Annotated in this window: 23 protein-coding genes and 1 tRNA gene; 16 read left to right on the forward strand and 8 right to left on the reverse strand. The window is 69.3% G+C overall.

The window, feature by feature from the left end; genetic code table 11:
* Window positions 1–6: 6 nt before the first annotated feature.
* Window positions 7–1,125, reverse strand: a complete 1,119-nt coding sequence (locus GHC57_RS05140) for an isovaleryl-CoA dehydrogenase (RefSeq protein ID WP_153341977.1) — start codon at window positions 1,123–1,125, stop codon at window positions 7–9.
* A 324-nt stretch (window positions 1,126–1,449) separates the two neighbouring features.
* Between GHC57_RS05140 and GHC57_RS05145 the strand changes: the two genes are divergently transcribed.
* Window positions 1,450–2,856 (forward strand): hypothetical protein, encoded by a 1,407-nt coding sequence (locus GHC57_RS05145; protein WP_153341867.1) that lies wholly within the window; start codon window positions 1,450–1,452, stop codon window positions 2,854–2,856.
* Between the two features lie 25 nt (window positions 2,857–2,881).
* On the opposite strand, the gene mgtE is transcribed toward GHC57_RS05145, so the two are convergent.
* The gene (mgtE, locus tag GHC57_RS05150) at window positions 2,882–4,267 is read right to left on the reverse strand and encodes a magnesium transporter (protein ID WP_153341869.1); all 1,386 of its coding nucleotides are present in this window, start codon (window positions 4,265–4,267) and stop codon (window positions 2,882–2,884) included.
* An 87-nt stretch (window positions 4,268–4,354) separates the two neighbouring features.
* On the reverse strand, window positions 4,355–5,158 hold the full coding sequence (hisN, locus tag GHC57_RS05155) for a histidinol-phosphatase (protein ID WP_153341871.1): 804 nt from the start codon (window positions 5,156–5,158) through the stop codon (window positions 4,355–4,357).
* Between the two features lie 191 nt (window positions 5,159–5,349).
* On the opposite strand from hisN, the gene GHC57_RS05160 reads away from it, so the two are divergent.
* The 8 genes from GHC57_RS05160 to GHC57_RS05195 all read left to right on the forward strand — a co-directional run bounded on the left by GHC57_RS05160 (window position 5,350) and on the right by GHC57_RS05195 (window position 12,477).
* Window positions 5,350–5,547 carry a DUF4169 family protein gene (locus GHC57_RS05160; protein ID WP_153341873.1) on the forward strand — a complete coding sequence of 66 codons (198 nt, stop codon included), beginning with the start codon at window positions 5,350–5,352 and terminating at the stop codon, window positions 5,545–5,547.
* 36 nt (window positions 5,548–5,583) lie between these two features.
* Window positions 5,584–6,570, forward strand: a complete 987-nt coding sequence (gene bhcB / locus GHC57_RS05165; RefSeq protein ID WP_153341875.1) for a beta-hydroxyaspartate dehydratase BhcB — start codon at window positions 5,584–5,586, stop codon at window positions 6,568–6,570.
* On the forward strand, window positions 6,567–7,724 hold the full coding sequence (locus GHC57_RS05170; protein ID WP_343031114.1) for a DSD1 family PLP-dependent enzyme: 1,158 nt from the start codon (window positions 6,567–6,569) through the stop codon (window positions 7,722–7,724). The genes bhcB and GHC57_RS05170 overlap by 4 nt, the downstream gene beginning before the upstream one ends.
* Before the next feature lie 402 nt (window positions 7,725–8,126).
* Window positions 8,127–9,350: an aminotransferase class I/II-fold pyridoxal phosphate-dependent enzyme gene (locus GHC57_RS05175; protein WP_153341877.1), complete on the forward strand. Its 1,224-nt coding sequence runs from the start codon at window positions 8,127–8,129 to the stop codon at window positions 9,348–9,350.
* Window positions 9,351–9,385: 35 nt separating this feature from the next.
* On the forward strand, window positions 9,386–9,676 hold the full coding sequence (locus GHC57_RS05180; protein ID WP_343031115.1) for a hypothetical protein: 291 nt from the start codon (window positions 9,386–9,388) through the stop codon (window positions 9,674–9,676).
* A 55-nt stretch (window positions 9,677–9,731) separates the two neighbouring features.
* Window positions 9,732–10,220, forward strand: coding sequence for a DUF2141 domain-containing protein (locus GHC57_RS05185; protein ID WP_170294691.1), 489 nt, complete (start codon window positions 9,732–9,734; stop codon window positions 10,218–10,220).
* Window positions 10,221–10,364: 144 nt separating this feature from the next.
* Window positions 10,365–10,856: a Dps family protein gene (locus GHC57_RS05190; RefSeq protein WP_153341881.1), complete on the forward strand. Its 492-nt coding sequence runs from the start codon at window positions 10,365–10,367 to the stop codon at window positions 10,854–10,856.
* Window positions 10,857–11,595: 739 nt separating this feature from the next.
* Window positions 11,596–12,477: a DMT family transporter gene (locus GHC57_RS05195; protein ID WP_153341883.1), complete on the forward strand. Its 882-nt coding sequence runs from the start codon at window positions 11,596–11,598 to the stop codon at window positions 12,475–12,477.
* Between the two features lie 103 nt (window positions 12,478–12,580).
* On the opposite strand, the gene GHC57_RS05200 is transcribed toward GHC57_RS05195, so the two are convergent.
* Window positions 12,581–12,754, reverse strand: a complete 174-nt coding sequence (locus GHC57_RS05200; protein WP_153341885.1) for a hypothetical protein — start codon at window positions 12,752–12,754, stop codon at window positions 12,581–12,583.
* 316 nt (window positions 12,755–13,070) lie between these two features.
* Here GHC57_RS05200 and GHC57_RS05205 point away from each other — a divergent pair, with 316 nt between their 5' ends.
* Both GHC57_RS05205 and GHC57_RS05210 read left to right on the forward strand, forming a co-directional pair.
* Entirely contained in the window at window positions 13,071–13,430 is a 360-nt protein-coding gene (locus GHC57_RS05205; protein WP_153341887.1) for a hypothetical protein, read from the forward strand.
* Window positions 13,396–14,286, forward strand: coding sequence for a hypothetical protein (locus GHC57_RS05210; protein ID WP_153341889.1), 891 nt, complete (start codon window positions 13,396–13,398; stop codon window positions 14,284–14,286). The genes GHC57_RS05205 and GHC57_RS05210 overlap by 35 nt, the downstream gene beginning before the upstream one ends.
* 124 nt (window positions 14,287–14,410) lie before the next feature.
* On the opposite strand, the gene GHC57_RS05215 is transcribed toward GHC57_RS05210, so the two are convergent.
* The gene (locus GHC57_RS05215) at window positions 14,411–15,124 is read right to left on the reverse strand and encodes a Bax inhibitor-1/YccA family protein (RefSeq protein WP_246152147.1); all 714 of its coding nucleotides are present in this window, start codon (window positions 15,122–15,124) and stop codon (window positions 14,411–14,413) included.
* Window positions 15,125–15,348: 224 nt separating this feature from the next.
* On the opposite strand from GHC57_RS05215, the gene GHC57_RS05220 reads away from it, so the two are divergent.
* The gene (locus GHC57_RS05220) at window positions 15,349–17,625 is read left to right on the forward strand and encodes a patatin-like phospholipase family protein (protein ID WP_153341894.1); all 2,277 of its coding nucleotides are present in this window, start codon (window positions 15,349–15,351) and stop codon (window positions 17,623–17,625) included.
* Between the two features lie 293 nt (window positions 17,626–17,918).
* Here GHC57_RS05220 and GHC57_RS05225 read toward each other — a convergent pair whose 3' ends face one another.
* Window positions 17,919–18,341 carry a metallopeptidase family protein gene (locus GHC57_RS05225; protein WP_153341896.1) on the reverse strand — a complete coding sequence of 141 codons (423 nt, stop codon included), beginning with the start codon at window positions 18,339–18,341 and terminating at the stop codon, window positions 17,919–17,921.
* Between the two features lie 134 nt (window positions 18,342–18,475).
* On the opposite strand from GHC57_RS05225, the gene GHC57_RS05230 reads away from it, so the two are divergent.
* The 4 genes from GHC57_RS05230 to can all read left to right on the forward strand — a co-directional run bounded on the left by GHC57_RS05230 (window position 18,476) and on the right by can (window position 22,625).
* Entirely contained in the window at window positions 18,476–18,769 is a 294-nt protein-coding gene (locus GHC57_RS05230) for a 4a-hydroxytetrahydrobiopterin dehydratase (protein WP_153341898.1), read from the forward strand.
* 286 nt (window positions 18,770–19,055) lie between these two features.
* A complete protein-coding gene (locus GHC57_RS05235; RefSeq protein ID WP_211369122.1) occupies window positions 19,056–20,954 on the forward strand; it encodes a DUF4914 family protein in 1,899 nt (632 codons plus the stop codon).
* A gap of 370 nt (window positions 20,955–21,324) precedes the next feature.
* Window positions 21,325–21,398, forward strand: a tRNA-Gln gene (locus tag GHC57_RS05240).
* 594 nt (window positions 21,399–21,992) lie between these two features.
* Complete coding sequence (gene can, locus GHC57_RS05245; RefSeq protein ID WP_153341900.1) at window positions 21,993–22,625, forward strand: carbonate dehydratase; 633 nt, start codon at window positions 21,993–21,995, stop codon at window positions 22,623–22,625.
* 13 nt (window positions 22,626–22,638) lie between these two features.
* On the opposite strand, the gene GHC57_RS05250 is transcribed toward can, so the two are convergent.
* Window positions 22,639–23,940 carry a DUF3422 family protein gene (locus GHC57_RS05250; RefSeq protein WP_153341902.1) on the reverse strand — a complete coding sequence of 434 codons (1,302 nt, stop codon included), beginning with the start codon at window positions 23,938–23,940 and terminating at the stop codon, window positions 22,639–22,641.
* Window positions 23,937–24,605: a phosphoribosylanthranilate isomerase gene (locus tag GHC57_RS05255; RefSeq protein ID WP_153341904.1), complete on the reverse strand. Its 669-nt coding sequence runs from the start codon at window positions 24,603–24,605 to the stop codon at window positions 23,937–23,939. Before GHC57_RS05255 ends, GHC57_RS05250 begins: the two co-directional genes overlap by 4 nt.
* Window positions 24,606–24,607: the final 2 nt, after the last annotated feature.

Here is a 24,607-nt window from a genome sequence, read left to right on the forward strand (position 1 = left end):
GGCGGCCTACGCCGTCTCGGCGAACAGTTCGCGGCCGATCAGCATGCGGCGGATTTCGCTGGTCCCCGCACCGATCTCGTACAGCTTGGCATCCCGGAGCAGACGGCCGGTGGGATACTCGTTGATGTAGCCGTTGCCGCCCAGGCACTGGATCGCCTCCAGCGCCATCCAGGTCGCCTTTTCGGCCGCGTACAGGATCGCGCCGGCGGCGTCCTTGCGGCTGGTCTGGCCCCGGTCGCAGGCCTTGCCGACGGTGTACACATACGCCTTGCAGGCGTTCCAGGTGGAGTACATGTCCGCCAGCTTGCCCTGCATGAGCTGGAACTCGCCGATGGGCTGGCCGAACTGCTTGCGCTCGTGGACGTAGGGCAGCACCACATCCATGCAGGCGTCCATGATGCCGATGGGGCCGGCGGCGAGGATGGCGCGCTCGTAGTCCAGGCCGCTCATCAGCACGCGCACGCCCTTGTCCACCTGACCGAGCACGTTCTCTTCGGGCACCTCGCAATCCTCGAACACCAGTTCGCAGGTGTTGGAGCCGCGCATGCCCAGCTTGTCCAGCTTCTGGGCGGTGGAGAAGCCCTTGAAGTCCTTCTCGATGATGAAGGTGGTGATGCCCTTCGGCCCGGCCTCCGGGTTGGTCTTGGCATAGACCACCAGCACGTCGGCATCCGGGCCGTTGGTGATCCACATCTTGCTGCCGTTCAGCACATAGCGGTCGCCCTTCTTCTCGGCGCGGGTGCGCATGCCCACCACGTCGGAGCCGGCCCCCGGCTCGCTCATGGCCAGCGCGCCCACGTGCTCGCCCGAGATCAGCTTGGGCAGATAGCGCGCCTTCTGCTCGGCGGTGCCGTTGCGGCGGAGCTGGTTGACGCACAGGTTGGAGTGCGCGCCGTAGGACAGCCCGACCGAGGCCGAGGCGCGGCTGATCTCCTCCACCGCGATCATGTGCTCCAGATAGCCCAGCCCGGAGCCGCCGTCGGCCTCGTCCACCGTGATGCCCAGCAGGCCCAGGTCCCCGAACTTGCGCCACAGGTCGTTGGGGAAGACGTTGTCGCGGTCGATGTCGGCGGCGCGCGGCGCGATCTCGTCGGCGGCGAAGGCGGCCACGGTGTCGCGGATCATCTCGGCGGTCTCGCCGAGGTCGAAATTCAGGGTGGGAAAGGACAACACGGCGGCGTCTCCTTGACCGGGCGGCGGGGCGCGCGGGCGGGGCGCACCCCCTACGGGGCTGCGGCGTTCCGGGGTGATCCGGGTTCCATGCGGTACCGTATAGTATACATTTTCCCGAACATCAACACCTTCCGCAAACGCGCGCCGAACCGGAACCAGTACGTGAACGAACGAGAAAAAGTGATTGTTTTAAAACTTGTTACTAGAACACCGCGGCGATACAATGCCGTTCAGCCGTCTCTTTCTGTGCTTTGATGCCGAAGGCAAGCGCCATCCATGGGTGAAAACGCTGACCGGATCACCATCGACCCGTCGCATGGCGACAGTTCGTGGGTCGGGACCATGCCGGGGTTCCTGCGCGGACCGGCGCGAAAGCTGGACAGCACGGGCGGCCGCAACCGGGACCGCCGCATGGTCCGTACGGTGCAGATGCTCTACCCCACCCTGTGCCGGGTGGAGCGCGAGAAACACGGCACGACGGCCGACGGCGCCCCGGCCCGCCTGCGCCTGGACGGCGTGCCCTTCGATCGGGCGGTCAACGACGCGCGCGCCATCGAGCGGGGCCTCGCGGTGTTCGACCAGGCCTGGACATCGGGGGCGATCGCCCTGCGCGCCGCCAACGGCAAGCTGATTCCGCCGACCAAGGGCAAGGCCGTGGTGCCGGCCTGCGGCTACTCCGTCGATCATGTGAAGCGCTACTTCATCGACCGCGCCGCGCGCATCATCCTGCGGCGGATGCCGGACATCTATGACCTGGTCGCGGGGGAACTCCAGGACCCGGCGCTGCTGCCGCGCCTGCGGCGCATCGCCTCCATCCCGCCGGCCGCGATCAGCGAGATCGTGCGCGGCTTCGACGGTCAGGTGCGCAAGGCGCTGCTGGACACGGACGACGCCACGCTGGAGGCCATGGCGCGCATTCATCCACGCGTGCTCAAGGCCCTTCGCACGGCGCTTGGCCCCGACTTCTCGCGCCTGATGGCCGCCGGGCCGGACTATCTCTCGGCCGTGGGCGAGGCGCTGACGGTGCCCGAACAGGCCAGCGACCTGGGCAAGTCCCTGCTGCTGCTGCAGACCCCCGAGGCGGTGCGCGCCATCGGCGCGTGGGACATCCACGACGTCACCGAGGAGGTCAACGCCGAACGCAAGAAGAAGGGCATGCCGGCGCTGCGGGTGCCGACCTACAAGACCGATATCCGCGCCCTTCAGGGGGTGCTGGGTCCGGAGTTCGATCACCTGCTGGAATTCCCGCCGGTGCTGCTGGATGTGTTCGGGCAAGGCGCGCGCGAACTGCGCGCCCTGGACGTGGCCCCGCGCACCGCCCGCGTCGAGCAGATGACGTTCTTCTGCCAGCGCTACATGAGCTACCTGAGCGAGGCGTCCGTCACCGCCCTGTTCCTGCTGAAGCCGCACGACCGCGCCAAGGTGCCCGACGGCCTGGAACCGAACATCGCCGAGGTGTTCTTCATCCTGGAAGGGCTGTGGGGCAAGAAGGGCTACGGCCGCAAGTTCTTCGAGGAGACCATCGGCACCGAGGAGGGGGCCAGGGCCATCGCCCTGATGATGCACGACTTCGTCGGGCTGAAGCAGCGCGGCTCGATCAAGACGGCCTCGGACCTGACCCAGATCGTGGGCAACTCCGACCTGCTGGACTCTCACATTCTGAAGTACATGGCGAAGAAATAGGCGGCTGGGCAGCGACAGCGGGCGGCTACAGAATAAACACCGCCGCCAAGCCCAGGAAGGCGAAGAACCCGACCACGTCCGTGACCGTCGTCAGAAACACCCCGGACGACACGGCCGGATCCACCTTCAGGCGGTCCAGGGCCAGCGGGATCGCGATGCCCGCAAGAGCGGCCGCCAGCATGTTGATGACCATCGCCGCCCCGATCACCAGCCCGATGGCAATGTTGCCGAACCAGACATAGGACACCGCGCCCGTCAGCACGGCGAAGACCAGGCCGTTGATGAGGCCGACCACCGTCTCCTTGCCCACGATGCGCATGGCGTTGGCGGGCGTCAGTTCCTTGGTCGCGAGCGCCCGCACGGCGATGGTCAGCGTCTGGGTGCCGGCGTTGCCGCCCATCGAGGCCACGATGGGCATCAGCACCGCCAGCGCCACCACGGCCTGCAGGGTCGATTCGAACACGCCGATCACCAGCGACGCCAGGATGGCCGTGCCCAGGTTCAGGACCAGCCAGGTGGAGCGCGCCTTGACGGTGTCCACCACGGCCGAGAACAGGTCGCGTTCCGACAGACCGGCGAGGCGGAACATGTCGTCCTCCGCCTCCTCGTCGATCACGTCCACCACGTCATCCACGGTGATGCGCCCGACCAGCCGACCCGAGGCGTCCACCACCGGGGCCGACAACAGGTCCTGCTGACGGAACAGGAAGGCGACTTCCTCCTGGTCCATGGTGATGGTGATCTCGGTCGTCTTGGGGTCCATGATCTGGTTGAGGCGAACGGGCCGGCGCGAGCGCAGCAGCGCGGACAGGCGCACGTTGCCCACGGGCCGGTGACGCGGATCGACGATGAAGATCTGATAGAACTCGTCGGGCAGACGCGCGCCGGAGCGCAGGTAGTCGATGGTCTCGCCCACCGTCCAGTAGCTGGGCACCGCGACCAGTTCGCGCTGCATCAGACGGCCGGCGCAATATTCCGGCAGCGCCAGCGCCTGTTCGATCACCGCGCGCATTTCGGCCGGCAGCTTGCCCAGCACCTCGGCGCGTTCCTCGTCGTCCTCGATCTGGCCGACCAGATAGACCGCGTCGTCCGACTCCACCTCCCGCAGGCAGGCGGCGAAATCCTCGAACCCCAGTTCCTCGATCACCTCCTCGCGGACGGCATCGTCCAGTTCGGGCAGCACCTCGGCGTTGAACACGCTCTTGGTGGCCCGCACGAACAGGGCGCGGTCCTCGCGGTCCAGGTTCTCGATCAGGTCGGCGATGTCGGCATAGTGCAGCGGCTCGACCAGTTCCAGAAGCTGTTCGGTGTCGCCCGCCTCCAGCGCCCCATGCACCTGGCCGACGAACTCCGGCAGGAGGCCGTAAGAGTCGTCGCTGCGGAGCACGTCGCTGTGGAGACGGTCGGGCATGGGCGAAATCCTGTGGCGTCAGAGAGGCGCGGAACAAGAGGGCCGGGAACAGTCTTCACGGGATATGGGGCCGGACGGCCCGGACCACTAGCGCCCGGTCAGCACGGCCAGCGCCTGGGCGTGCAGGGCGGCATCCCCGGCGGCCACCACCCAACCGTCGCCGGTCATGGACAACGGCGCGCCGCTGCGGTCGGAGATCACGCCGCCCGCCCCCTCGACCACGGGCACCAGCGCCATATAGTCATAGGGCTGCATGCCCGGATCCAGCACGAGGTCGATCCAGCCGGCGCTGAGCATGCCGTAAGCGAAACAGTCCGCGCTGAACCGGCGTTCCGCAACCCGTGCGGACAGCGCGTCGAAGCCGGGGCGGTCCGCGTCGGTGAACAGGTCGGGGCTGGAGGTGAACACGAACGCCTGCTCCAGGCCCGCGACCGCGCGAGTCCGGCAGGGCTGGCCATTGTGCGTGGTGGGCCGGCCGGCGCAGCCGATCCAGCGTTCGCCGGCGGCCGGGGCGTCGATCACGCCCAGCACCGGGCGTCCTTTCCAGCACAGGGCGATCAGCGTGCCCCACAGCGGACTGCCGGTGACGAAGGACCGCGTGCCGTCGATGGGGTCCAGCACCCACACGAACTCGCGATCCAGGCCGGAGCCCCCCTCCTCCTCGCCCAGAATGCCGTGATCCGGGCAGTGCGTCGCCAGCAGGGTCCGCATGACCGCCTCGGAGGCGCGGTCGGCGGCGGTGACGGGGGACAGATCGCCCTTGGTCTCCACGGCCAGCGCGGGCGAGCGGAAGCGCGCCAGCGTGGCCTCGCGGGCCGCGTCCGCCAACTGCTCGGCCAGCGGTTGCAGGGCCTGGATGTCCGCCAACGGCAGGTCGCTCGGCGTGGTCATGGCGGACTCCTTGTATTGAGGGCAGGGCGCGGACACATGCGGGGGAGAACGGAGCAACGGCAGCGGGTGGCGTTGCCGCACCTTGCTGGGAATCGGCGCGCCGATCAAGGCACGTTGCCGAGGCGGCCTTGTGTCGGGCATGCTCCGGACAACGGGGGACTGGCTCACGGGACGACAAGGGAACAGACGCCATGGCCGAGATCGTCAACCTGCGCCGCGCCCGCAAGCAGCAGGACCGCGCCGAGAAGGACCGCGCCGCCGCCGCCAACCGCGCGCGCTTCGGCCGCACGCGGGATGCCCGTGCCCGGGAAGAGGACACGCGAGAGCGCGCCGATCGCCAGCTTGACGGGCACCGGATCGAGCCCCCTGATACGCTGGACGATGCGTGAGCGCCGCCGGCCCGTTTCCCGCACACAGAGACCCTCATGACCGCACCCCTGTCGCCCCTGCCCACCCCTGACGACATCGTGGCCGCGCACGATCGCATCCGGCCGCATATCCATCGCACGCCGGTCCTGACCTGCGACACTCTGGACCGCAAGACCGGCGCCCGGCTGCTGTTCAAGTGCGAGAATGTCCAGAAGTCCGGCGCGTTCAAGGCGCGCGGCGCCAGCAACGCGGTGTTCGGCCTCGACGCGGACCGGGCGGCGCAGGGCGTGGCCACGCACTCGTCGGGCAACCACGGCGGCGCGCTCGCCTATGCCGCCGCCCGCCGGGGCCTTCCCTGCCATGTGGTGATGCCGCGCACCGCCCCCCGCGCCAAGCGGGACGCGGTGCTGGGGTACGGCGCCTCGGTGATCGACTGCGACCCGGGCGTGGTGGCGCGCGAGGCCGCCCTTGCCGAGGTGGTCGCCCGGACCGGCGCGGAACCCGTCCATCCGTTCAACGATGCCCGCGTGATCGCCGGGCAGGCCACCTGTGTCCTAGAACTGCTGGAGGACGCGGGGCCGCTGGACGCCGTGGTGGCCCCCATCGGCGGCGGCGGGCTGGTGTCGGGCACGTGTCTGGCGCTGGCTGCGATGGCCCCCGAAACGCGGGTGTACGCCGCCGAGCCGCGCAACGCCGACGACGCCCATCGCTCCCTCAAGGCGGGTCGCCTCATCACCGAGGATGCGCCGGACACCATCGCGGACGGCCTGCGGACCTCCATGAAGGATCTGACGTGGCAGGTGGTCTCGCGCCATGTGTCGGATGTGCTTCTGGCCTCGGAAGACGAGATCATCGCCGCCATGATGCTGATCTGGACGCGGATGAAGATCGTGGTGGAGCCCTCCAGCGCGGTCGCCCTCGCCGCCATCCTGAACGCGCCCGAGGTCCTCGCGGGCCAGCGCGTCGGGGTGATCCTGACCGGCGGCAACGTGGATCTGGACCGGCTGCCCTGGATGACCGCCCGCACGGGAGAGACCCGGTGACCCCGCCCCCCGCGACCGCCGCCCCGCCCGTCGTCGGCCTGACCGTGCCCGCCGCCGTGGGCATGACCCTGGACCAGATCGCCACCCCGGCGCTGATCGTGGACCTGGATGCCTTCGAACGGAACGTGGCCACCATGAAGGCCTTCGTCGAGGCCCGGGGTCTGCGCCTGCGCGCCCACGCCAAGACGCACAAGTCCGCCGACATCGCGCGCTATCAGATCGAGCATGGCGGCGCCTGCGGCATCTGCTGCCAGAAGGTGTCGGAGGCCGAAGCCCTGGTGGCGGGCGGGGTGCGGGACGTCCTCGTGTCCAATCAGGTGGTGGACCCGACCAAGATCGACCGCATGGCGGCGCTGGCGACCCGCGCCCGCGTACTGTGCTGCGTGGACGACGCGGGCAACGTGGCCGACCTGTCCGCGGCGGCGACCCGCCACGGCGTGACCCTGGAATGCCTCGTCGAGGTGGACGTGGGCGCCGGCCGCTGCGGCGTCGCCCCCGGCCCGGCCGCTGTGGATCTGGCCCGGGCCATCGCCGCCGCCCCGGGCCTCACGTTCGCGGGCCTGCAGGCCTATCAGGGCAACGCCCAGCACCTGTACGCCTTCGCCGAGCGCAAGGCGGCCGTCGCGGCCGCCGTGGCCCTGACGCGCGAGACCGTGGCCCTGCTGGAGGCCGCCGGCCTGCCCTGCCCCATCGTCGGCGGTGCGGGCACCGGGACCTATGTCTTCGAAGCCGCGTCGGGCGTCTACACCGAGCTTCAGTGCGGCTCCTACATCTTCATGGACGCCGACTACCGGCGGGTGCGCGACGCGGCGGACCGGCCCATGGGCGAGTTCGCGCCCAGTCTATTCCTGCTGACCGCGATCATGTCGCACGCCAAGCCGGATCAGGCCGTCTGCGACGCCGGCCTGAAGGTGCAGAGCGTGGATTCCGGTCTGCCGGTGGTCTTCGGGCGGGACGACGTGGAATACGTGGCCTGTTCCGACGAACACGGCGTGATCGCCGATCCCAAGGGCGTGCTGCGCCTGAACGAGCGGCTCAAGCTGATCCCCGGCCATTGCGACCCGACGTGCAACATCCACGACTGGTACGTGGCGGTCCGGGGTGATCGCGTCGAGGCCCTGTGGCCCGTCACCGCGCGCGGCCTGGCTTTTTGAGTCTGATCGGTGGAGAAACGGCCGCGCCGCTTCATGGGCCGGGATGGCCCAGCCCAAACACGGCCCCGAATCCGGATGACGGGGAAGCCATGGTTCGTGCCTCCTCACGAGATCCTTCGCACCCTTCGGGCGCTCAGGATGACAATTTATATAAAAAGCAAGTCTTCCTGAGGAAGCCCCCGCGACCATCGTTCCGATGGTCGCACTCCTTTGCGGCGGCGCGACGCGTCGCCGGGGGCGACCGAAGGACCTCGGGAGGCGGTTTGCCACCCATCCGTATCACAGACCGGCGCTCCGGGTTCGGCGCCACGCCAGCCCAAGCCCCACCGTGGACACGGAGCAGCGGTTGGAGGAAAGTGGGCCCCGTATCCTCCACCGTCCTCCAACCGATCCCGGTCCGCCATGCTCAATCCCGTGCTCGACGCCCTGCCGGACAGCCCGTTCACCCGCATGAACGCGCTGATCGCCGACGTGACCCCGCCGGCCGACCCGCCGCCGCTGCTGATGTCCGTGGGCGAGCCCCAGAACGCCTACCCCGCCTACGTGGCCGAAACCCTGACTGAGAACGCTCACCTGTGGGGCAAGTACGTCAGCCCGCGCGGCACCGACGCGCTGAACGCCGCGATGATCGGCTGGCTGGAGCGGCGCTTCGGCCTGCCCCCCGGCACCATCCGCGCCGGCGAGTCCATCGCCCCCCTGGCGGGCACCCGCGAGGGGCTGTACCTGCTGCCCGAGGTGGTCACGCCGCGCACGGTCGAGGGCTCGAACCGGCCGCCCGCCGTGCTGATCCCGAACCCGTTCTATCACACCTACGCCGGGGCGGCCCTGACGGCGGGCGCCGAGCCCGTGTTCCTGCACACCACGCGCGAGACCAACTATCTCCCGGACCTGGAGGCGGTCTCGCCCGAGATGTGGGCGCGGACCTCGCTGTTCTATCTGTGCTCGCCGTCCAACCCGGCGGGCTCGGTGGCGGACCTGGACTACCTGAAGCGGGCGATCACGCTGGCGCGAGAGTACGACTTCTGCCTGGTCGTGGACGAGTGCTATGCCGAACTCTATTACGGCGCGCCGCCGCCCAGCGCCCTGAACGCCGCGCTGGCGCTGGACGGCACGCTGGACAACGTGGTCGTGTTCCACTCGCTGTCCAAGCGGTCCAGCCTCGCCGGGTTGAGGGCCGGGTTCTGCGCCGGTGATCCGCGCATTCTGCAGCCGTTCATGAAGCTGCGGGACTACGGCGCGGTGTTCATCCCCCTGCCCTCGCAGGCCGCCGCCGCCCGGTTGTGGGCCGACGACGACCACGTGGCGGTCAATCGGGCCTACTACCGACGGAACTTCGAGATCGCCGAAACGTATCTGGGAGACCTGCCGGGCTTCGCCTGGCCCGAGGCCGGGTTCTTCCTGTGGCTGGAGGTGGGCGCCGACGCGGCCGAGCCGCTGGCGAAACGCCTGTGGGCCGAGGCCGGGGTGAAGGTGGTGCCGGGGGCCTATTTCGGGCGCGCCGACGCGGGCGGGTTCAACCCGGGGGCGCCCTATCTGCGGCTCGCCATGGTCCACGACGCGGCCACGACCGAGGCCGCCATGGCGCGCATCCGGCCGGTGTTGTCCGGGGCGGCCGAGGCGCGCTAGACTGCCCCGTCCCGACCAGCGCGGAGACCCATCCGGTGGCCACGCCCCCCTCTCGCAAGCCCGAACCGGGCGTTCTCATCCCGCCGCCCAAGCGCGCTGGCCTGCGGTCGCGCGCCGGGCGGCCGGCGGCCTCCGGATCGGGCGAGCAGCACCGCCCGCCCAACACGGTCTGCCAGCGCTGCGGGGCCGAGTTCGGGTGGGACCGGGCCGACAAGCCCGGCAGCCGGTCCGTGGAATGGTCGGCGCGGCTCATCAAGGGCTCGGAAAAATGCGACTGCGGCTATGGCGAACGCATGACCGGCCGCCCACGTGGTCCTCACCCCTAGGCTCCGGCCCATGGAGTCTCCCCACCTTCCTGTCCGCCTGACGGAGATCGTCTTCATGTCCACAGGATGCCCCGGCGGTCGGCGCCGGCGCCCCCTGCGCTGCGCCGCCCTTCTGCTGAGCCTCGCCGCCGTCGCGCCCGCCGTGCCGGTGGCGGCCGAGACACCCCCCGCGGCGGCCCCGCTGGCGCTGACCATCACCAACGTGTCCAGCGCCGAGGGCACGGTCTACGTGGCCGTCTACGACACCCCGGACGCCTTTCTGGACGCCGACCGCAAGCGCCTGGGCGCCAAGGCCCCGGCCGAAGCGGGCACGGTCCGGCTGTTGGTCGAAGGGCTGCCGCCGGGCCGGTATGCCATCGCCGTCTTTCACGACGAGAACGGCAACGGCGAGTTCGATACCGGCCTGTTCGGCGTCCCGCTGGAGGGCTTCGGCTTCACCCGCGACCCGTCCGTGGTGCCCTCGCTGCCCGATTTCGAGGATGCCGCGATCTCGCTGGAGCCACCGGAGGCGCAGGCGACCCTCCGCATGCGCTACACCTTCTAATGAAGGCGTTATGATCGGTTTCATGGCATAATTCGGCCAATTTAATTCACTGGATTACTCAGAAAGAAACCCTCATTGTCTGGGGCAACGGTGGGGCGGCGAACAGCCGGCCCCGGGACGACACCACAGACAGGAGGATTTCCCATGACGACCCAGACCCAGACCGCGCCCATCAGCATCGGCCTCGACGACAACGCTCGCGCCGGCATTGCGCAGGGCCTGGCCGCGGTGCTGGCGGGCACCTACACGCTCGCGCTGAAGACCCAGAACTACCACTGGAACGTGACCGGCCCCCGGTTCAACAGCCTGCATGCTCTGTTCGAGACCCAGTACACGGACCTGCAGGCCGCCAGTGACGATCTGGCCGAGCGGATCCGCGCCCTGGGCGTCTTCGCGCCGGGCAGCCTCGCCCGCTTCGCCGAGTTGAGCCCGATCGAGGATGCCCCGGACGCCCCGCGCGGCGCGGATGCCATGGTCACCGATCTGGCGGCCGATCACGACACCATGGCGCGCAGCCTGCGGGCGCTGATCGTCGAGGCCGCCGACGTGGGCGACGAGGCCACCGCCGACCTGCTCACCGGCCGGCTGGCGACCCACGAAAAGACCGCGTGGATGCTGCGCAGCAGCGCCGGCTGATGTGACCCGCCCCGCTCTCGGCTCCGCAGACCGCCCCGGCTCCCACGGCCGGGGCGGTTGTCGTTTGCAACGGGCCCATGGCAACGGGCAGGACAATCGGGTGAAGGCACGTTTGGCGACCTGCGAGACCTCGTACGGCGGGTTCGCGCCGACGGCGCAACCCGCCGTATTGCGGCGGTGGGGCGGATTGCCTCCGCCGCATTTCCCTTTGGGAAAGGGGCGGCGGCGTGTCCGCCCTACGCGACGGCGACGAGGCCACACGCCCTTTCACCCGATTGCCCTGGGGCAACGGGTTCAGGTTAACATGACGGCCTGTTCCGAGCTGTCGGAGCGGGCCTCTCGAGATCCCTCGTCTCGCTTCGCTCACTCGGGATGACACACTAATACCAACGGCATCTGATGATGACCGTTGAAGTCCGTGGCCGGCCCGCTCCCCCACCCGGCCACCCACGAGAGTATCCTTGGGGTGGCCGGGTGGGGGAGCGGGCCGGTGCCGCTCGGCGGGTGAGTCACACTCACCCGCCGCTGGTATAAAACTATAGGATGTCATCCTGAAGCCGCGAAGCGGCTGAGGGACCTCGAGCGCAGGTCTCCGACCCCCTGCAAAGACCTGGAAGAGCGATCCCGTTAACCTGAGCCCGTCACCGTGGGGGCAACGGGCCAAGGGGTTTGAGTTCCAGAGGGGGCCGTGACATGGTCGAGCCTCCCCTGTTCCCTCCTGTCAGTTCCGGACACCCCCATGCCCATGCCCCTGCACCTGAAAGGCCTTCTTCTGTCCGCCGCCGGCATGCTGGTCATCAGCCCCGACGGCATGCTCGTCAAGATGGTGCAGGACGCCGATTCGCTCCAGGTCGTGTTCTGGCGCAGCCTGCTGCTCGGTCTGGTGCTGTGCGCCGTGGTTGCCCTGCACCGGGGCCGGGGCGCCGTGGCGCATGTGCGCGCGATGGGCCCGCTCGGCCTGCTGGCGGGACTCATGATGGCGGTGACCAACATTTCCTTCGTGGTCGCCATGATGCTGACCACGGTCGCCAACACGCTGGTGGTGATCGCCACCATCCCCATGTTCAGCGCCCTGTTCGGGCTGGTCCTGATCCGCGAGCGGGTCCGGACCCGCACATGGATCGCCATGTCGGTGTCGTTCCTGGGCGTGGTCATCATCATGAGCGGATCGGTGGGCCTGGGCGGCGGCACGCTCATCGGCGACCTTGTGGCGCTGTCGATCCCCGTCGCCCTGGGCCTGGCCCTGGTGCTGATGCGCAAGGCCGGCGACCGGGACACCATTCCGCCGGTGGCCCTGGGCGGTCTGCTCAGCGCCCTGGCCGTGCTGCCGTTCTGCAACCCGTTCGGCATCACGGCACACGACATGATCGTGATCGGCATCATGGGGGCCGTGGTGTCGCCGCTGGCCCTGTCGCTGTACACCAGCGGCGCGCGCTACATCCCGGCGGCCGAGGTCGCCCTGCTGGCGCTGATCGAGACCGCGTTGGGGCCGCTGTGGGCCTGGGTCGGGGTGGGCGAACAGCCGCCCTTGATGACTCTGGTCGGCGGGTCGCTGGTGATCGGCGCCATCGTGGTCAACAACACGCTGGCGCTGATGCGCCGCCGCCGCCGCCCGACGTGACGGGGGGTCACCACAGACAACAAACGGGCCGGCTGCCCAGAACAGCCGGCCCGTCCGGTCCCCCTGCCGGGGACTCTCGGCATCGATGCCCGCAGGCGCGTGCCTAGTTCTTGGCGGCCTCGCCGGCCCAGGGCGCGCTGCTCTGGGACCCGGAGTCGGCCTGCGCCGTGGTGATCGGCTTGGTCGGGGTTTCGGCGGACTTCCAGCCGCTGCAGGCCATCGCGGCGGACGAGGCGAACAGGGCGGCGGCGAAGGCCACGGTTGCAGTCTTCAGCATGATCGGCACTCCTCGTCAGGCTTGGATCGGTGGTGTGGAGGATCGGTGATGGTTCTGGTCCTAGGGGTCTGTACAGTATGTGGGGTGGTCGGGGCGCCAGACAACCCCTTTCGTTTCGTGGGCATATTCTCCCGCGCAAGACTGTTTCGCGGGCCCGGGCGCCGCTCCCGCCCTCGACGCACGCGGCGCGATCCGTCAGAATGGGTCGTCACTGGGAGGGGCCCCGTCCGGACTCGAAAGAGTCGCGGCACGAAAGCGTGGAGTATCAATGGACTGGTCCCGCTTTGACCGAGACAGATTCCGCAAGGTCCTGTCCATGGCCCTGCGCGCCGATGGCGCGGAGGCCCTGAACGCGCTCGACCGCGCGCGGGCCCAGCTTGAGGATGTGGGCGGTTCGATCGACGACATCCTGGGCGGCAGCCTGACGGTGACGGTCGCCCCCGGGCCCGAGCCCCGTCCGGGCCAGGGCGTGCCGGCCCGGCGCACCCTGGGCACGGAAGCCGCCGAGGTCTCCGATCCCCTGCGGCACGCCATGTACGCCAGCCGGATCGTCGCCCAGTTGCGCCACGAGAACCAGCGGCTGAACGAGTTGCTCGATCAGGCCTCCCGCTATATCGCCGAACTGGAAAGCGAGATCACCCGTGCCCGCAGAAGCAACCACGGCGACGCCGGCTGAGGCCGCCGGCGCGGCGGCGCCGTCAGCGGCACCGTCCCTGGCCGAAGCCCTGTCGCAAGCCCTTCAAACCGAGGACGGCACGCCCCGCCCGCTCGGCGATCCGCGCGAGCCCGACGTGATCCGCACCTGGGTGACCCTGGCCGTCGCCGTCCCGGACGACGCTCTGGACGAGGCCCTGGCCGCCGCCGTGACCGCCATCGGCGCGAACCGCGCCGGGCGCGACCGCCTGACCGCCGCCGGGCTGATCCCGGACATGCCCGTGCAGACGGCGCTGATCGCGGGCTACGTGCGGATGTTCCGCCGCATCAAGGCCATCGCCGCCAGCGGCGGCCTGGACGATGCCGCCCAGATGGCAGAGACGCGGCGCGACATGCGCGCGCTCAACCAGCGTCTCGCGGAGGCCCTGGGCGCGATCAAGGACCAGCGGGCCGCCATGGGGCGGATGAACCGCATCCTGATCGACCGCGAGCGGCGGCAGGCCCGCACCTCCGTCGAGCTGTCCCGCGCGCGCGAGGACCTGGAGGCGGTCCGCGCCGCCCTGGGCAGCGTGGAGGCGGAGCGCGACGAGGCGATTCGGGCTGCCGAGGCCGCCCGGGCGGACCGCGACGCGCTGCGCCGCGACCTCAACCGCACCCGCGCCGAGGTGGAGGACCTGAAGGCCAAGTACCTGGAGAAGTTCGCGCTCGCCCTCCACGATCTGAACCGGGCGCGGGAGACGCTGTACAACGACCCGGGCTCCGCCTTGCCCGCCATGAAGGCCAGCGTGGCCCAGGGCTATTACATGATCCTGGAGGACATGGGCGTCGGCCCGGAGGCGCGGAAGCTGATGGCCTCCATCACCGGCGGGGGGTTCTGAGGCGCGCCCCCGTCCGCACGGCATCCCATGAACGACGAAGGGCTCCGAACCGATGGTCCGGAGCCCTTGTGCTTTGGCGGCGCCGGCCGCCATCCATGGGCGGCGGCCGGGCGATCCATGCTGACTATTCGCGGTTGCCCAGGAAGTACAGCAGGAACTGAAGCAGGTTGATGAAGTTGATGTACAGCGACAGCGCGCCCATGGTGGCGCCCTTGGACAGCGTCTCGCTGTCCATGTTGACGTTGTACTCCTCCTTGATGCGCTGGGTGTCGTAGGCCGTCAGCCCCGAGAACACCAGCACACCGACGGCGCAGATGATGAACTGCATCATGCTGCTGGCGAGGAAGATATTCACCACCATCGCGATGAGCATGCCGAACACGCCCATGATGAGGAAGCTGCCCATGCCCGACAGGTCGCGCTTGGTGGTGTAGCCGAACAGGCTGAGGGACGCGAAGGCGGCGGCGGTGATGAAGAACACCCGCACCACGCTTTCGTCCGTGTAGACCTGGAGCAACATCGACAGGCCGATGCCCTGCAGGGCCACGAACAGCCAGTACATGCCCTGCACCATCGCGGCGCTGGCCGAGCGGATCATGAACATGGCCGCGAACAGCACGATCAGCGGCGCAAACATGCCGATCATGCCAAGCAAGTTCGGCGCCAGCCCCTCCGGGGTCTGCACGTAAAACAACGACCGGACGGCCGGCACGTAGGTGATGGTCATGGCCACGATGCCGGACAGCACCAGGCCGGACGCCATCAGGTTGTAAACCCGCAGCATGTACGAGCGCAGGCCGGTATCGATCTGAGCGGCCTCCGCCTGACTGCGAGTCATGGTACGGCGGTCGGTATTGAGAGCCATGGTTGCACCTCGGCTGGAGAAGAGGGAGACCTGTTCGGCTAGGAATATGGAGGAAACCCCGCGAAAATCAACGATCCCCGCACCGGCCTAACGGCGTTTTAATGTTTCGCGAACGGGGCCGTCCCTGGTCTACTCCTGGCCCCCCGCATCCCCCGCGCCGATCCGTCCGGTCCTCAACCCCAGGGAACCCACCGGCCATGCTCCGCCCCGTCCTGCTCCTCGCCCTCCTCTGCGCCCTGTTCAGCCCGCCGTCGGCGCTCGCCCAGACCGCCGCGCCGACCGCGGCCGCCGGTCCCCACAGCGAAACCGGCCGCCCGCGTATCGGCCTCGTGCTGGCCGGCGGCGGCGCCCTGGGAGCCGCGCACGTGGGCGTGATTCAGGTTCTGGAGCGCCTGGGCGTGCCCGTGGACATGGTCGCGGGCACGTCCATGGGCGCCCTGGTCGGCGGCCTGTACGCCACCGGCCGCAGCGGCGACGAGCTGGCCGAAACCCTGAAGGCCGTGGACTGGGCCGACGCGTTCCGGGACAGCCCGCCGCGCGCGGATCGGCCCTATTACAGGCGGCGCGAGGACCTGGACTATCTGGTGGACACCCGCCTTGCGGTGCGAGAGGACGGCGCGGTCGGCGGGCCCCTGGGACTGGTGCAGGGCCAGCGCATCGGCCTGATCCTGAAGCGGCTGACCCTGGGCGCCGCCCACGTCTCGGACTTCGACGCCCTGCCCCGACCGTTCCGCGCCGTGGCCGTGGATGTGGAGTCCGGGCACCCCGTCGTGCTGGGATCGGGCAGTCTGCCCGTGGCCATGCGCGCCAGCATGTCGGTGCCAGGCGTGTTTCCGCCGGTGGAGATCGACGGCCAGTGGCTGCTGGACGGCGGCGTGGTCAACAACCTGCCCGTGGACGTGGCGCGCGCCATGGGGGCGGATCGGCTGATCGTGGTCAATCTGCCGGCCAACCTGAGCCCGCGCGACGAGATGACCAGCCCGCTCGCCGTCCTGGGCCAGATGATCAGCGTCGCCATCGACACCAACGCCAATGCGCAGCTCGCCAATCTGCGGCCCGGAGACATCCTGATCGAGCCGGATCTGGGCGACATGACCGCCACCGACTTCGACCGGGTGGCGGACGCGGTGGGGCTGGGGGCCGAGGCGGCCGAGGCCCAGGCCCCCGCGCTGCGACGACTGGCGGAGACGCTGGCCCAGGCCGGGCCGCCGGCGCCCCGACCCGTGGCGGTGGACGCCACCGTCTCCGACGCCGACCCGGACACCTCGAACGTGATCGTGACGGACATCCGCTCGGACGGCGACGGCACGCTGAGCGACCGGGTCATTCTGGGCTATATCACCCAGACGGTGGGCGCCCCGCTGGACCTGGATCAGCTTGAGCGCGACCTGGCCACGCTGTACGGCCTGGACGTGTTCGAGCGCGTGGACTGGGGCCTGGAGCCCGCCGCCGACGGCCGCACCGGCACGCTGGTCATCATCTCCCGGGCGCGCGCCTGGGGGACCGACTCGATTCAGTTCGGGGCGCGCCTGTCGGACGATTTCCAGGGCAACGCCACCTACGGCCTGTCGGCCGCCTACACCTTCCGGCCCCTCAACGACCGGGGCGGATCGCTGCAACTGGGCGCCGAGATCGGCAACCGGCCGTCCCTCTCCGCCCGCCTGCTGCAGCCCCTGGACGACGGGCAGGACTGGATCCTGGGCGCGCGGCTGTCGGCCGAGCGGGGTGAGCGCCGCCTGTACACGGAAACGCGCGGCCGTCAGGCCGGCGTGTACGATCTGGCGCTGATCCAGGGCGAGGCCTCGATGGCCCGCACCCTGGGAGACTGGGGCGCGGCCCGGGGCGGTCTGCGGCTGGCGACGGGGTGGATCGAGCCGACGTTCTCGGGCGGCGCCAGCGGGGGCACGCGGCTGCAGGGCGCGTTCGTCTTCGGCGGCGTGAGCGTGGATACGCTCGATAGCGTGACCTGGCCCCGGTCCGGGTCGCTGGTGCAGGCCGAGGTCCGCCGGTCCCTGCCGGCGCTGGGGGCCGACGCGTCGTACAGCCAGATCGACCTGGAGGCCTGGACCGCCCTGTCCTGGGGCCCCAACACCCTGGTGCCGCGCCTTGCGGCGGGCTACACCCTGGACGGCGAAGCGCCCGTGCCGGCCCTGTTCGGCCTGGGCGGATTCCTGTCGCTGTCGGGCTACGGCGAGACCCGGTTCCTGGGGCAGAACCGCCTGCTCGGCGCTCTGACCTACATGCGGCGGCTGACCGACGGCACGTTCAGCCCGCTGGATGTCCCGTTGTACGCCGGAACGTCCATCGAGGCCGGGAACGTCTGGGGGAACCGCGGTCTGCTGCCGGACGACCTGCGCTACTCGGGCAGCCTGTTCGCGGGCGCTGACACCCCGTTCGGCCCGGCGTTTCTGGGCGTGGGCCTGGCGGCGCTGGACTCTCACTCGGTGTTCCTGCGCCTGGGCCGGCCGTTCTGAGGGTCTGATACGAGCGGCACCGGCCCTCTCCCCCACCCGGCACCCACGACAGGATCCTGATGGGTGGCCGGGTGGGGGCGAGGGCCAGGGCGACGGGCTCAGGTTAACGAGATCGCTCTTCCCGGTCCTTGCAGGGGGTCGGAGACCCGCGCTCGAGGTCCTTCAGCCGCTTCGCGGCTTCAGGATGACATCCTATAATTTTAGTGGGTCATCCCGAGTGAGCTTAGCGAGACGAGGGATCTCGAGAGGCCTGCTCAGGCGGCGCTGAACAGGCCGTCATGTTGGGTTGACCGCTAAAACCCGTCCTCGTCCGCCTCGGACTCGATGGCCTCCATGTCGTCGTCGGAAAAGCCGAAGTGGTGGCCGATCTCGTGGATCAGCACGTGCCGGACCACGTGGGTCAGGTCCTCGCCCGTTTCACACCAGTAGTCCAGGATGGGCCCCCGGTAGAGAATCACCCGGTCGAGATCGTCCGGGGCGTCGGCGACGCTTTTGAACGGCAGCGCAACGCCCTGATACAGGCCGAGCAGGTCGAACGGGCTGTCCAGCGCCATGTCGGCGCAGACCTCCTCGTCGGGGAAGTCCTCGATGCGGATGGCGAGCCCCGCCGTCATGCGGCGCATGGGCCCGGGGATGGAGGCCAAGGCCTCCTGCGCCATGGCCTCCAGATCGGCCAGGGACGGGGGCGTGGTGAACCGCGCGGGGGTCTCGGTCATGACAGACGGGCCGGGCTGCGGGGGTTGATGGACGGGCCGAGGCGGCCAACGTGAAGCCTCATCGTCTTTCACGGACGGCACCGGACTCCAACGGACATCGTCCGTGGCCGTTGGCATACCACGAGGAGGCTTTCATGTCCGCACCCCTGAGCGACCTCGAACGCGCCGAATCCCTCGCCACCCTGGTCGGCTGGGATCAGGTCGAGGACCGCGACGCGATCCACAAGACCTACTCCTTCAAGGACTTCAGCGAGGCCTTCGGCTTCATGGCCCGGGCCGCCCTGGAGGCCGAGAAGGCCGACCACCACCCGGAATGGTTCAACGTTTACAAGACCGTCGCCGTCACCCTGTCCACGCACGACGCGGGCGGCGTGACGGACAAGGACATCGCGCTCGCCCGCGCCATGGACGCCATCGCGGGCGCCTGACCCGCCCGCCCCGCAGCGTCCGGGGCACCGGGCGCCCGGTCGCGCCGCCCGGCCGCCGGTCGATGCGCCGCCGGATCAGTGCCACCAACTCTTCATGCAGGACAGGCCCGGCCCCCGGTTGAAATCAGGGGACCGGGCCACAATGTGCCCAACGCCCGTTCGGGGCACAGATAGGCGCGAGCGGCCGCGCACGCGCCCTGCCGCCGCCAAGGACAGCGTTTCATGCAGCCCCCTTGACCCTGCCGGCTCCGCACATGGGGTGGGCGAACGATGGAGAGACAAGGTCATGGACATGAACACCGCCGGCGCGGGCGCGGCCCGCGTCCGCTTCCCGGTGCCGCCCCATGTGGCGGCCATCGTCGAGGCCGCCCCCAGCGTCTACGTCGCGGAAAGCCGTGAAGAACTGCTGGAGAAGGCCTGCGGCGGTCCGGCATGCGATTTCTTTGAAGTCGGCTACGACACGCCGGGCAAGGGCTGGGTCCTTGAGGCGACGGTGTCCCGCGGCAAGAACGGCGCCGCCGTGAACTACGTGGACACCTACATGCGCCGCCGCGATCCCGACAGCATGGTGGTGGCCGACGACGGCCCGTCCGACAAGCCCCGCTTCAAGGACCGCTTCGGCGTGCCGTTCACCGACGCGCGGCAGGAGATTCTGGACTGGCTGGCGGGTCAGGACCTCATCCTGGTGCCGTTCCGCTCCGGCCACGCCGAGCACGGCTACGACAGTCTGTTCATCGGGCCGGCGAATGCCGGCTTTTTCGCGGGCGGTCTGGCGGACCTGCAAGGCCACGTGGCCGGCAGCGCGGCCGGCGCGGATTTCAAGCCGCAGGCGTTCATCTTCCTGGCGCCGCCGTTCCGGCACACGCTGTGCGACGGCAAGCAGGTGGTGGTTCACAACCGAACCGAGGACATGCACGAGATCTTCTCGCTCAACCTCTATCCGGGACCGAGCGCGAAGAAGGGCGTCTATGGCATCCTGCTGAATATCGGCGAGGCCGAGGGGTGGGTGACCAACCATGCCTCCACGGTTCAGGTGGTCACGCCGTACGACTACACCTTTACCATCATGCACGAGGGGGCGTCCGGCGGCGGCAAGAGCGAAATGCTCGAATACCCGCACCGCGAACATGACGGCCGCCTGCGCCTGGGTCACAACCTGGTGACCGATGAAACGCGGCATCTGGTGCTGTCGCAGACCTGCCGCCTGCATCCCGTGACCGACGACATGGCGCAGTCCCATCCCCACCTGCAGCGCCCGGGCGGCAAGCTGGTCACCATGGACGCCGAGAACGCCTGGTTCGTCCGGGTCGATCACATCACCGGCTACGGCACCGACCCGCAGTTGGAGCGGATCTGCGCCGCGCCCTCCAAGCCGCTGATCTTCATCAACGTGCAGGGGGTGCCGCACGCGACCACGCTGATCTGGGAACACACCGAGGACGCGCCCGGCAAACCCTGCCCCAACCCGCGGGTCATCCTGCCGCGCGACGAGGTGCCGAACATCCAGGACGAGCCGGTCGAGGTGGATATCCGCACCCTGGGCATCCGCACCCCGCCGTGTACCCGCGACAATCCCACCTACGGCATCTTCGGCATGATGCACATCCTGCCGCCGGCGCTCGGCTGGATGTGGCGGCTTGCCGCGCCGCGCGGGCACGCCAACCCCAGCATCGTCGATACCGCCGGCCTGCAGAGCGAGGGCGTGGGCTCCTTCTGGCCCTTCGCCACCGGCCGCGTGGTGGACTTCGCCAACATCCTGCTGAAGCAGGTGCGCGAGACCCCGGAAACCGACTTCGCCATCTTCCCGAACAGTCACATCGGCGCCTGGCATGTGGGCTTCATGCCGCAGTGGATCGGCCGCGAGTATCTGGCCCGGCGCGGCGGCGCCCGCTTCCGGCGCGGTCAGTTGCGCCGGGCGGACACGCCGCTGCTGGGCTATGTGCTCCTCCAGATGCATGTGGAGGGCGCCAACGTGCCCGACTTCTTCCTCCAGGTGAACCTTCAGCCCGAGGTGGGCGACGAGGCGTACCGGGAGGGGGCCGAGCAGCTCAAGGCGTTCTTCCGGCGCGAGCTGGAGCCCCTGCGCCAGGACCCGCGGCTTGATCCGCTCGGCAAGCGGATCATCGAGGTGTTCTACGACGGCGGCAGCCAGGGGCAGTTCAAGAATGTCTGGGAGGCCGCCTGATCCCGCACCGGGCGGGGCGCCAGGATCCGCACAGGGCTCCGAACTCGGATGACAGGGGTGTATGGTTCGTGCCTGATCACGAGATCCTCCACGCCCTTCGGGCGCTCAGGATGACATTCTCTATTAAAGGTGTGTCATCCTGAGGGAGCCCCCGCGACCATCGTTCCGATGGTCGCGCTCCTTTGCGGCGACGCGAAGCGTCGCCGGGGGCGACTGAAGGACCTCTTGAGGCGGGTTCCCCCCATCCGTGTCACAGAACGGCAATCCCGGGGCGGGGCCCTGCGGGGCACGCACTTGCCGCTTGACGAGGGACGCGGGCTTGGACAAGTTTGCGTCCCTCCGGGCGATGCCAGACACCGCCCGGCCCGGATGGGGCGTAGCCAAGCGGTAAGGCAGCGGGTTTTGGTCCCGCGATCCCAGGTTCGAATCCTGGCGCCCCAGCCACCATGACGTTTTCCGCCGCTGCGATCGCCCCCCGGCGGCCGGCAGCCCGCACGATGGGAAAAACCGAAAGGCCCCGGGTCGGTTCGACCGATCCGGGGCCTTCTTCCTGTCTGGCCTGCCGTTCCGTGACCTGTCCCGTTGGCCTACAGGGTGGCGTATTGGGATATGGCGGCCATGACCAGATAGACGATATAGATATACCGGCCGATTTCTGTTTCCGCGAACATGACTGCCTCCCCCATCCTGCCATCCTTCAACACCTTTACTGTACCACTTCAGCGGTCGCCGCGGCACAAGACAGGGGGCTCTCTCGGTTTTTATTAAGACGGACTGTGATATGCCCTACACAGAAACAACAGGCTTTTATAAAAGACTATGGTTAATGCCGCGCGTCAGACGATCCGCGCACGCCACGGCAACGCCTTTTACGAGCGGTCCGATTCTAATGCCCGCTTTGCGATGAGCTCCCTTGGCCGACTCCACCGCCCCGGCGTCCCGGTTTAGCCCCCTCTTGCCCGGAGCCCCGGTGTCCTGTACACGAGCGCCACCGCCGGGCCGGGCCCGGCCCGCCCCATGCCAGAGGAGGGATGCCGCATGGGTGTCGAGCGACTGTTCGGCAACAATGCCCGCTGGGTCGAGCGCAAGACCGCGGGTGATCCGGATTTCTTTCACCGCCTGGCCACCCAGCAGACACCGGAGTTCCTGTGGATCGGCTGTTCCGACAGCCGGGTGCCCGCCAACGAGATCGTCGGACTGGATCCGGGCGAACTGTTCGTCCACCGCAACGTCGCCAACATGGTGATCGCGTCGGACCTGAACCTTTTGACGGTCCTCCAGTACGCCGTTGATATTCTGAGGGTCCGGCACGTGATCGTCGGGGGCCACTACGGCTGTGGCGGCGTCAAGGCGGCGCTGAGTCATCAGGCGTTCGGGCTCATCGACAACTGGTTGCGCCCGATCAAGAAGATCATCGCCGCGCATGCCGCCGACCTGGCCGGACTGAGCGACGACGCCCAGGTGGACCGCCTGTGCGAATTGAACGTGATCGCCCAGGCCAGCAATGTGGCCGCCACCACCATCGTCCAGGACGCCTGGGCGCGCGGCCAGGACCTCCAGGTGCACGGCTGGATCTACGCGCTGGAGGACGGCCACCTTCGGGATCTGAAGTGTTCGCTGTCCGGTCCCGAGGACCTTGACGAGGTCATGCGGCTGATCCCGCGGCGCTGACTGACGGCCGGGCTCAGTCCCGGCCGCGCCGCTTCACCACGGCGCGCTTGGCCCGGCGGATGCCGTACCAGACCAGCCCGGCCACCACGGGCACCGACAGCGCGGTGGCGATGCCCACGTTGACCGGCAGGCCGGCGTCCTTCAGGCCCTTGAACAGATAGCCCACCAGGCCGACGGCGTAATAACTGATGGCCACGACGGACAGGCCCTCCACCGTCTCCTGCAGCTTGAGCTGGATGCGGGACCGCTCGTTCATGCTGTTGAGCAGGTCGCTGTTCTGGCGCTCCAGCCCCACCTCGACCCGCGCGCGCAGAAGGCTGCCGATGCGGGAGGCCCGCTGGGCCAGGGATTCCTGGCGCTCGGCCGCCGATTCGCACGTGGACATGGCCGGCCCCATGCGGCGCTCCAGGAAGCCGTCGATGGTCAGATAGCCTTCCAGGCGGTCGGTGCGCAGGTCCCGCAGGCGCTGGCGCACCAGTCCGTAATAAGCCCGGGTCGCCCCGAACCGATAGCTCGTGCGCGCCGCCAGACTCTCGATGTCGGCGGACAACTGGGACAGGCGGCCCAGCAGTTCCGCATCCGTGGTCTGGTCCGCCGCATCGGCCATGCGCGTGCTGACGATGGCCAGGCTCTCGTCGATCACCCGCAGCCGGGGAATGGTGTCCTGGGCCAGCGGCAGCGACAGCAGGGCGAGCGCCCGATAGGTGTTCATCTCGATGAGCCGCTGAACCGTGCGCCCGGCGTGGCGGGCGTCCAGGCCGCAGTCCTGCAGCAGCATGCGCGTGAAGCCGTCCGCATGCAGCCGGAAATCCGCCCAGACGCGGCCCTTGCCGCCGGCGACGGTATTGGCCACCAGCGGGTTGCCGTTGAAATAGCGCAGCGAGATTTCCTCGGCGCCCGGGATCTCCGCGTCGCACGGCAGCATGGCCAGATGCAGCGCCGACAGCACCTCGCCCGGCAGATCGGCCAGCCATTCGTGCGGCAGTTCGTCGATCACCGTCTTGTCGAACGGATCGGAAACGTGCGCCCGGCGATAAAAGGTGAACGAACTGAACTCGGTGTGGCGCTCCCACTTGGCCGTCAGGCCGCCGAAGTCGGCGATGTGCTGTTTCGCCCCGGCCGCCGGGGCGGAGCCCCCCTTGCGGGCGCACAGCGCCGAAAAGTGGGCATGGTCGGTCTCGGCCCCGTGCTCGCCCGACAGGACGGTGAACTGCGAGACCCGGAGCGGCGCGCGCAGCGGATCGGAGGGGCGCGCGTGCAACTCTCCGATGAGCTGCTCCCGCTGCGGGTGCTGGCGAAAGGGGGCGGCTTTCATCGGCGGGGGCTCCCCTCGGTGGCGCGCACGGCGGCGCAGAAGCGGTCGATCAGCGCCGGGTCCTTGATCCCCTTGCTCCGCTCCACGCCGGAGGACACGTCCACCCCCGGCGCGCCGGTGGCCCGGATGGCCTCGGCCACGGTCTCGGGCGTCAGGCCGCCCGCCAGCATCCACGGCAGCGGCGCCCGCCAGCCGGCCAGGATGGACCAGTCGAAGGGGACGGCATGGCCGCCGGGGCGATCGGCGCCGGCCGGGGGCTTGGCGTCCAGCAACAGGCGGTCGGCGTGGTCCACATAGGCCCGCGCGGCCTCGAGATCGGCGGCCGTGGAGACCCCCAGCACCTTCATGACCGGCAGCCCGAAGTCCAGGCGGATGGAATCGATGCGCTCCGGAGTCTCCCGGCCGTGCACCTGGATCAGGTCGAGCCGCACATGATGAAGCACGTGGTCCAGCAGGGCGTCGTCCGGGTCCACGAACAGACCGACGGTCCCCACGGTCTCCGGCAGGGCGTCGAACAGCTCGGCGGCGTCCTCGGCCGTGACGGCGCGGGGCGACGGCGGAAAGAACACGGCGCCCAGCCAGTCCGCGCCGGCGGCGACGGCGGCGTCCACCGCATCCACATCGGTCAGGCCGCAGATCTTGATCTCGACGCGCTTGGGCGGCATTC

The organism is Roseospira navarrensis, from assembly GCF_009601025.1.
Lineage (GTDB): Bacteria > Pseudomonadota > Alphaproteobacteria > Rhodospirillales > Rhodospirillaceae > Rhodospira > Rhodospira navarrensis.

Bases quoted from the DNA above. Each gene is read 5' to 3' on its own strand.
- GHC57_RS05140 (WP_153341977.1), bottom strand. From the start codon at position 1,125: ATGATCCGCGACACCGTGGCCGCCTTCGCCGCCGACGAGATCGCGCCG.
- GHC57_RS05145 (WP_153341867.1), top strand. From the start codon at position 1,450: ATGGGTGAAAACGCTGACCGGATCACCATCGACCCGTCGCATGGCGAC.
- mgtE (WP_153341869.1), bottom strand. From the start codon at position 4,267: ATGCCCGACCGTCTCCACAGCGACGTGCTCCGCAGCGACGACTCTTAC.
- hisN (WP_153341871.1), bottom strand. From the start codon at position 5,158: ATGACCACGCCGAGCGACCTGCCGTTGGCGGACATCCAGGCCCTGCAA.
- GHC57_RS05160 (WP_153341873.1), top strand. From the start codon at position 5,350: ATGGCCGAGATCGTCAACCTGCGCCGCGCCCGCAAGCAGCAGGACCGC.
- bhcB (WP_153341875.1), top strand. From the start codon at position 5,584: ATGACCGCACCCCTGTCGCCCCTGCCCACCCCTGACGACATCGTGGCC.
- GHC57_RS05175 (WP_153341877.1), top strand. From the start codon at position 8,127: ATGCTCAATCCCGTGCTCGACGCCCTGCCGGACAGCCCGTTCACCCGC.
- GHC57_RS05185 (WP_170294691.1), top strand. From the start codon at position 9,732: ATGTCCACAGGATGCCCCGGCGGTCGGCGCCGGCGCCCCCTGCGCTGC.
- GHC57_RS05190 (WP_153341881.1), top strand. From the start codon at position 10,365: ATGACGACCCAGACCCAGACCGCGCCCATCAGCATCGGCCTCGACGAC.
- GHC57_RS05195 (WP_153341883.1), top strand. From the start codon at position 11,596: ATGCCCATGCCCCTGCACCTGAAAGGCCTTCTTCTGTCCGCCGCCGGC.
- GHC57_RS05200 (WP_153341885.1), bottom strand. From the start codon at position 12,754: ATGCTGAAGACTGCAACCGTGGCCTTCGCCGCCGCCCTGTTCGCCTCG.
- GHC57_RS05205 (WP_153341887.1), top strand. From the start codon at position 13,071: ATGGCCCTGCGCGCCGATGGCGCGGAGGCCCTGAACGCGCTCGACCGC.
- GHC57_RS05215 (WP_246152147.1), bottom strand. From the start codon at position 15,124: ATGACTCGCAGTCAGGCGGAGGCCGCTCAGATCGATACCGGCCTGCGC.
- GHC57_RS05220 (WP_153341894.1), top strand. From the start codon at position 15,349: ATGCTCCGCCCCGTCCTGCTCCTCGCCCTCCTCTGCGCCCTGTTCAGC.
- GHC57_RS05225 (WP_153341896.1), bottom strand. From the start codon at position 18,341: ATGACCGAGACCCCCGCGCGGTTCACCACGCCCCCGTCCCTGGCCGAT.
- GHC57_RS05230 (WP_153341898.1), top strand. From the start codon at position 18,476: ATGTCCGCACCCCTGAGCGACCTCGAACGCGCCGAATCCCTCGCCACC.
- GHC57_RS05235 (WP_211369122.1), top strand. From the start codon at position 19,056: ATGGACATGAACACCGCCGGCGCGGGCGCGGCCCGCGTCCGCTTCCCG.
- can (WP_153341900.1), top strand. From the start codon at position 21,993: ATGGGTGTCGAGCGACTGTTCGGCAACAATGCCCGCTGGGTCGAGCGC.
- GHC57_RS05250 (WP_153341902.1), bottom strand. From the start codon at position 23,940: ATGAAAGCCGCCCCCTTTCGCCAGCACCCGCAGCGGGAGCAGCTCATC.
- GHC57_RS05255 (WP_153341904.1), bottom strand. From the start codon at position 24,605: ATGCCGCCCAAGCGCGTCGAGATCAAGATCTGCGGCCTGACCGATGTG.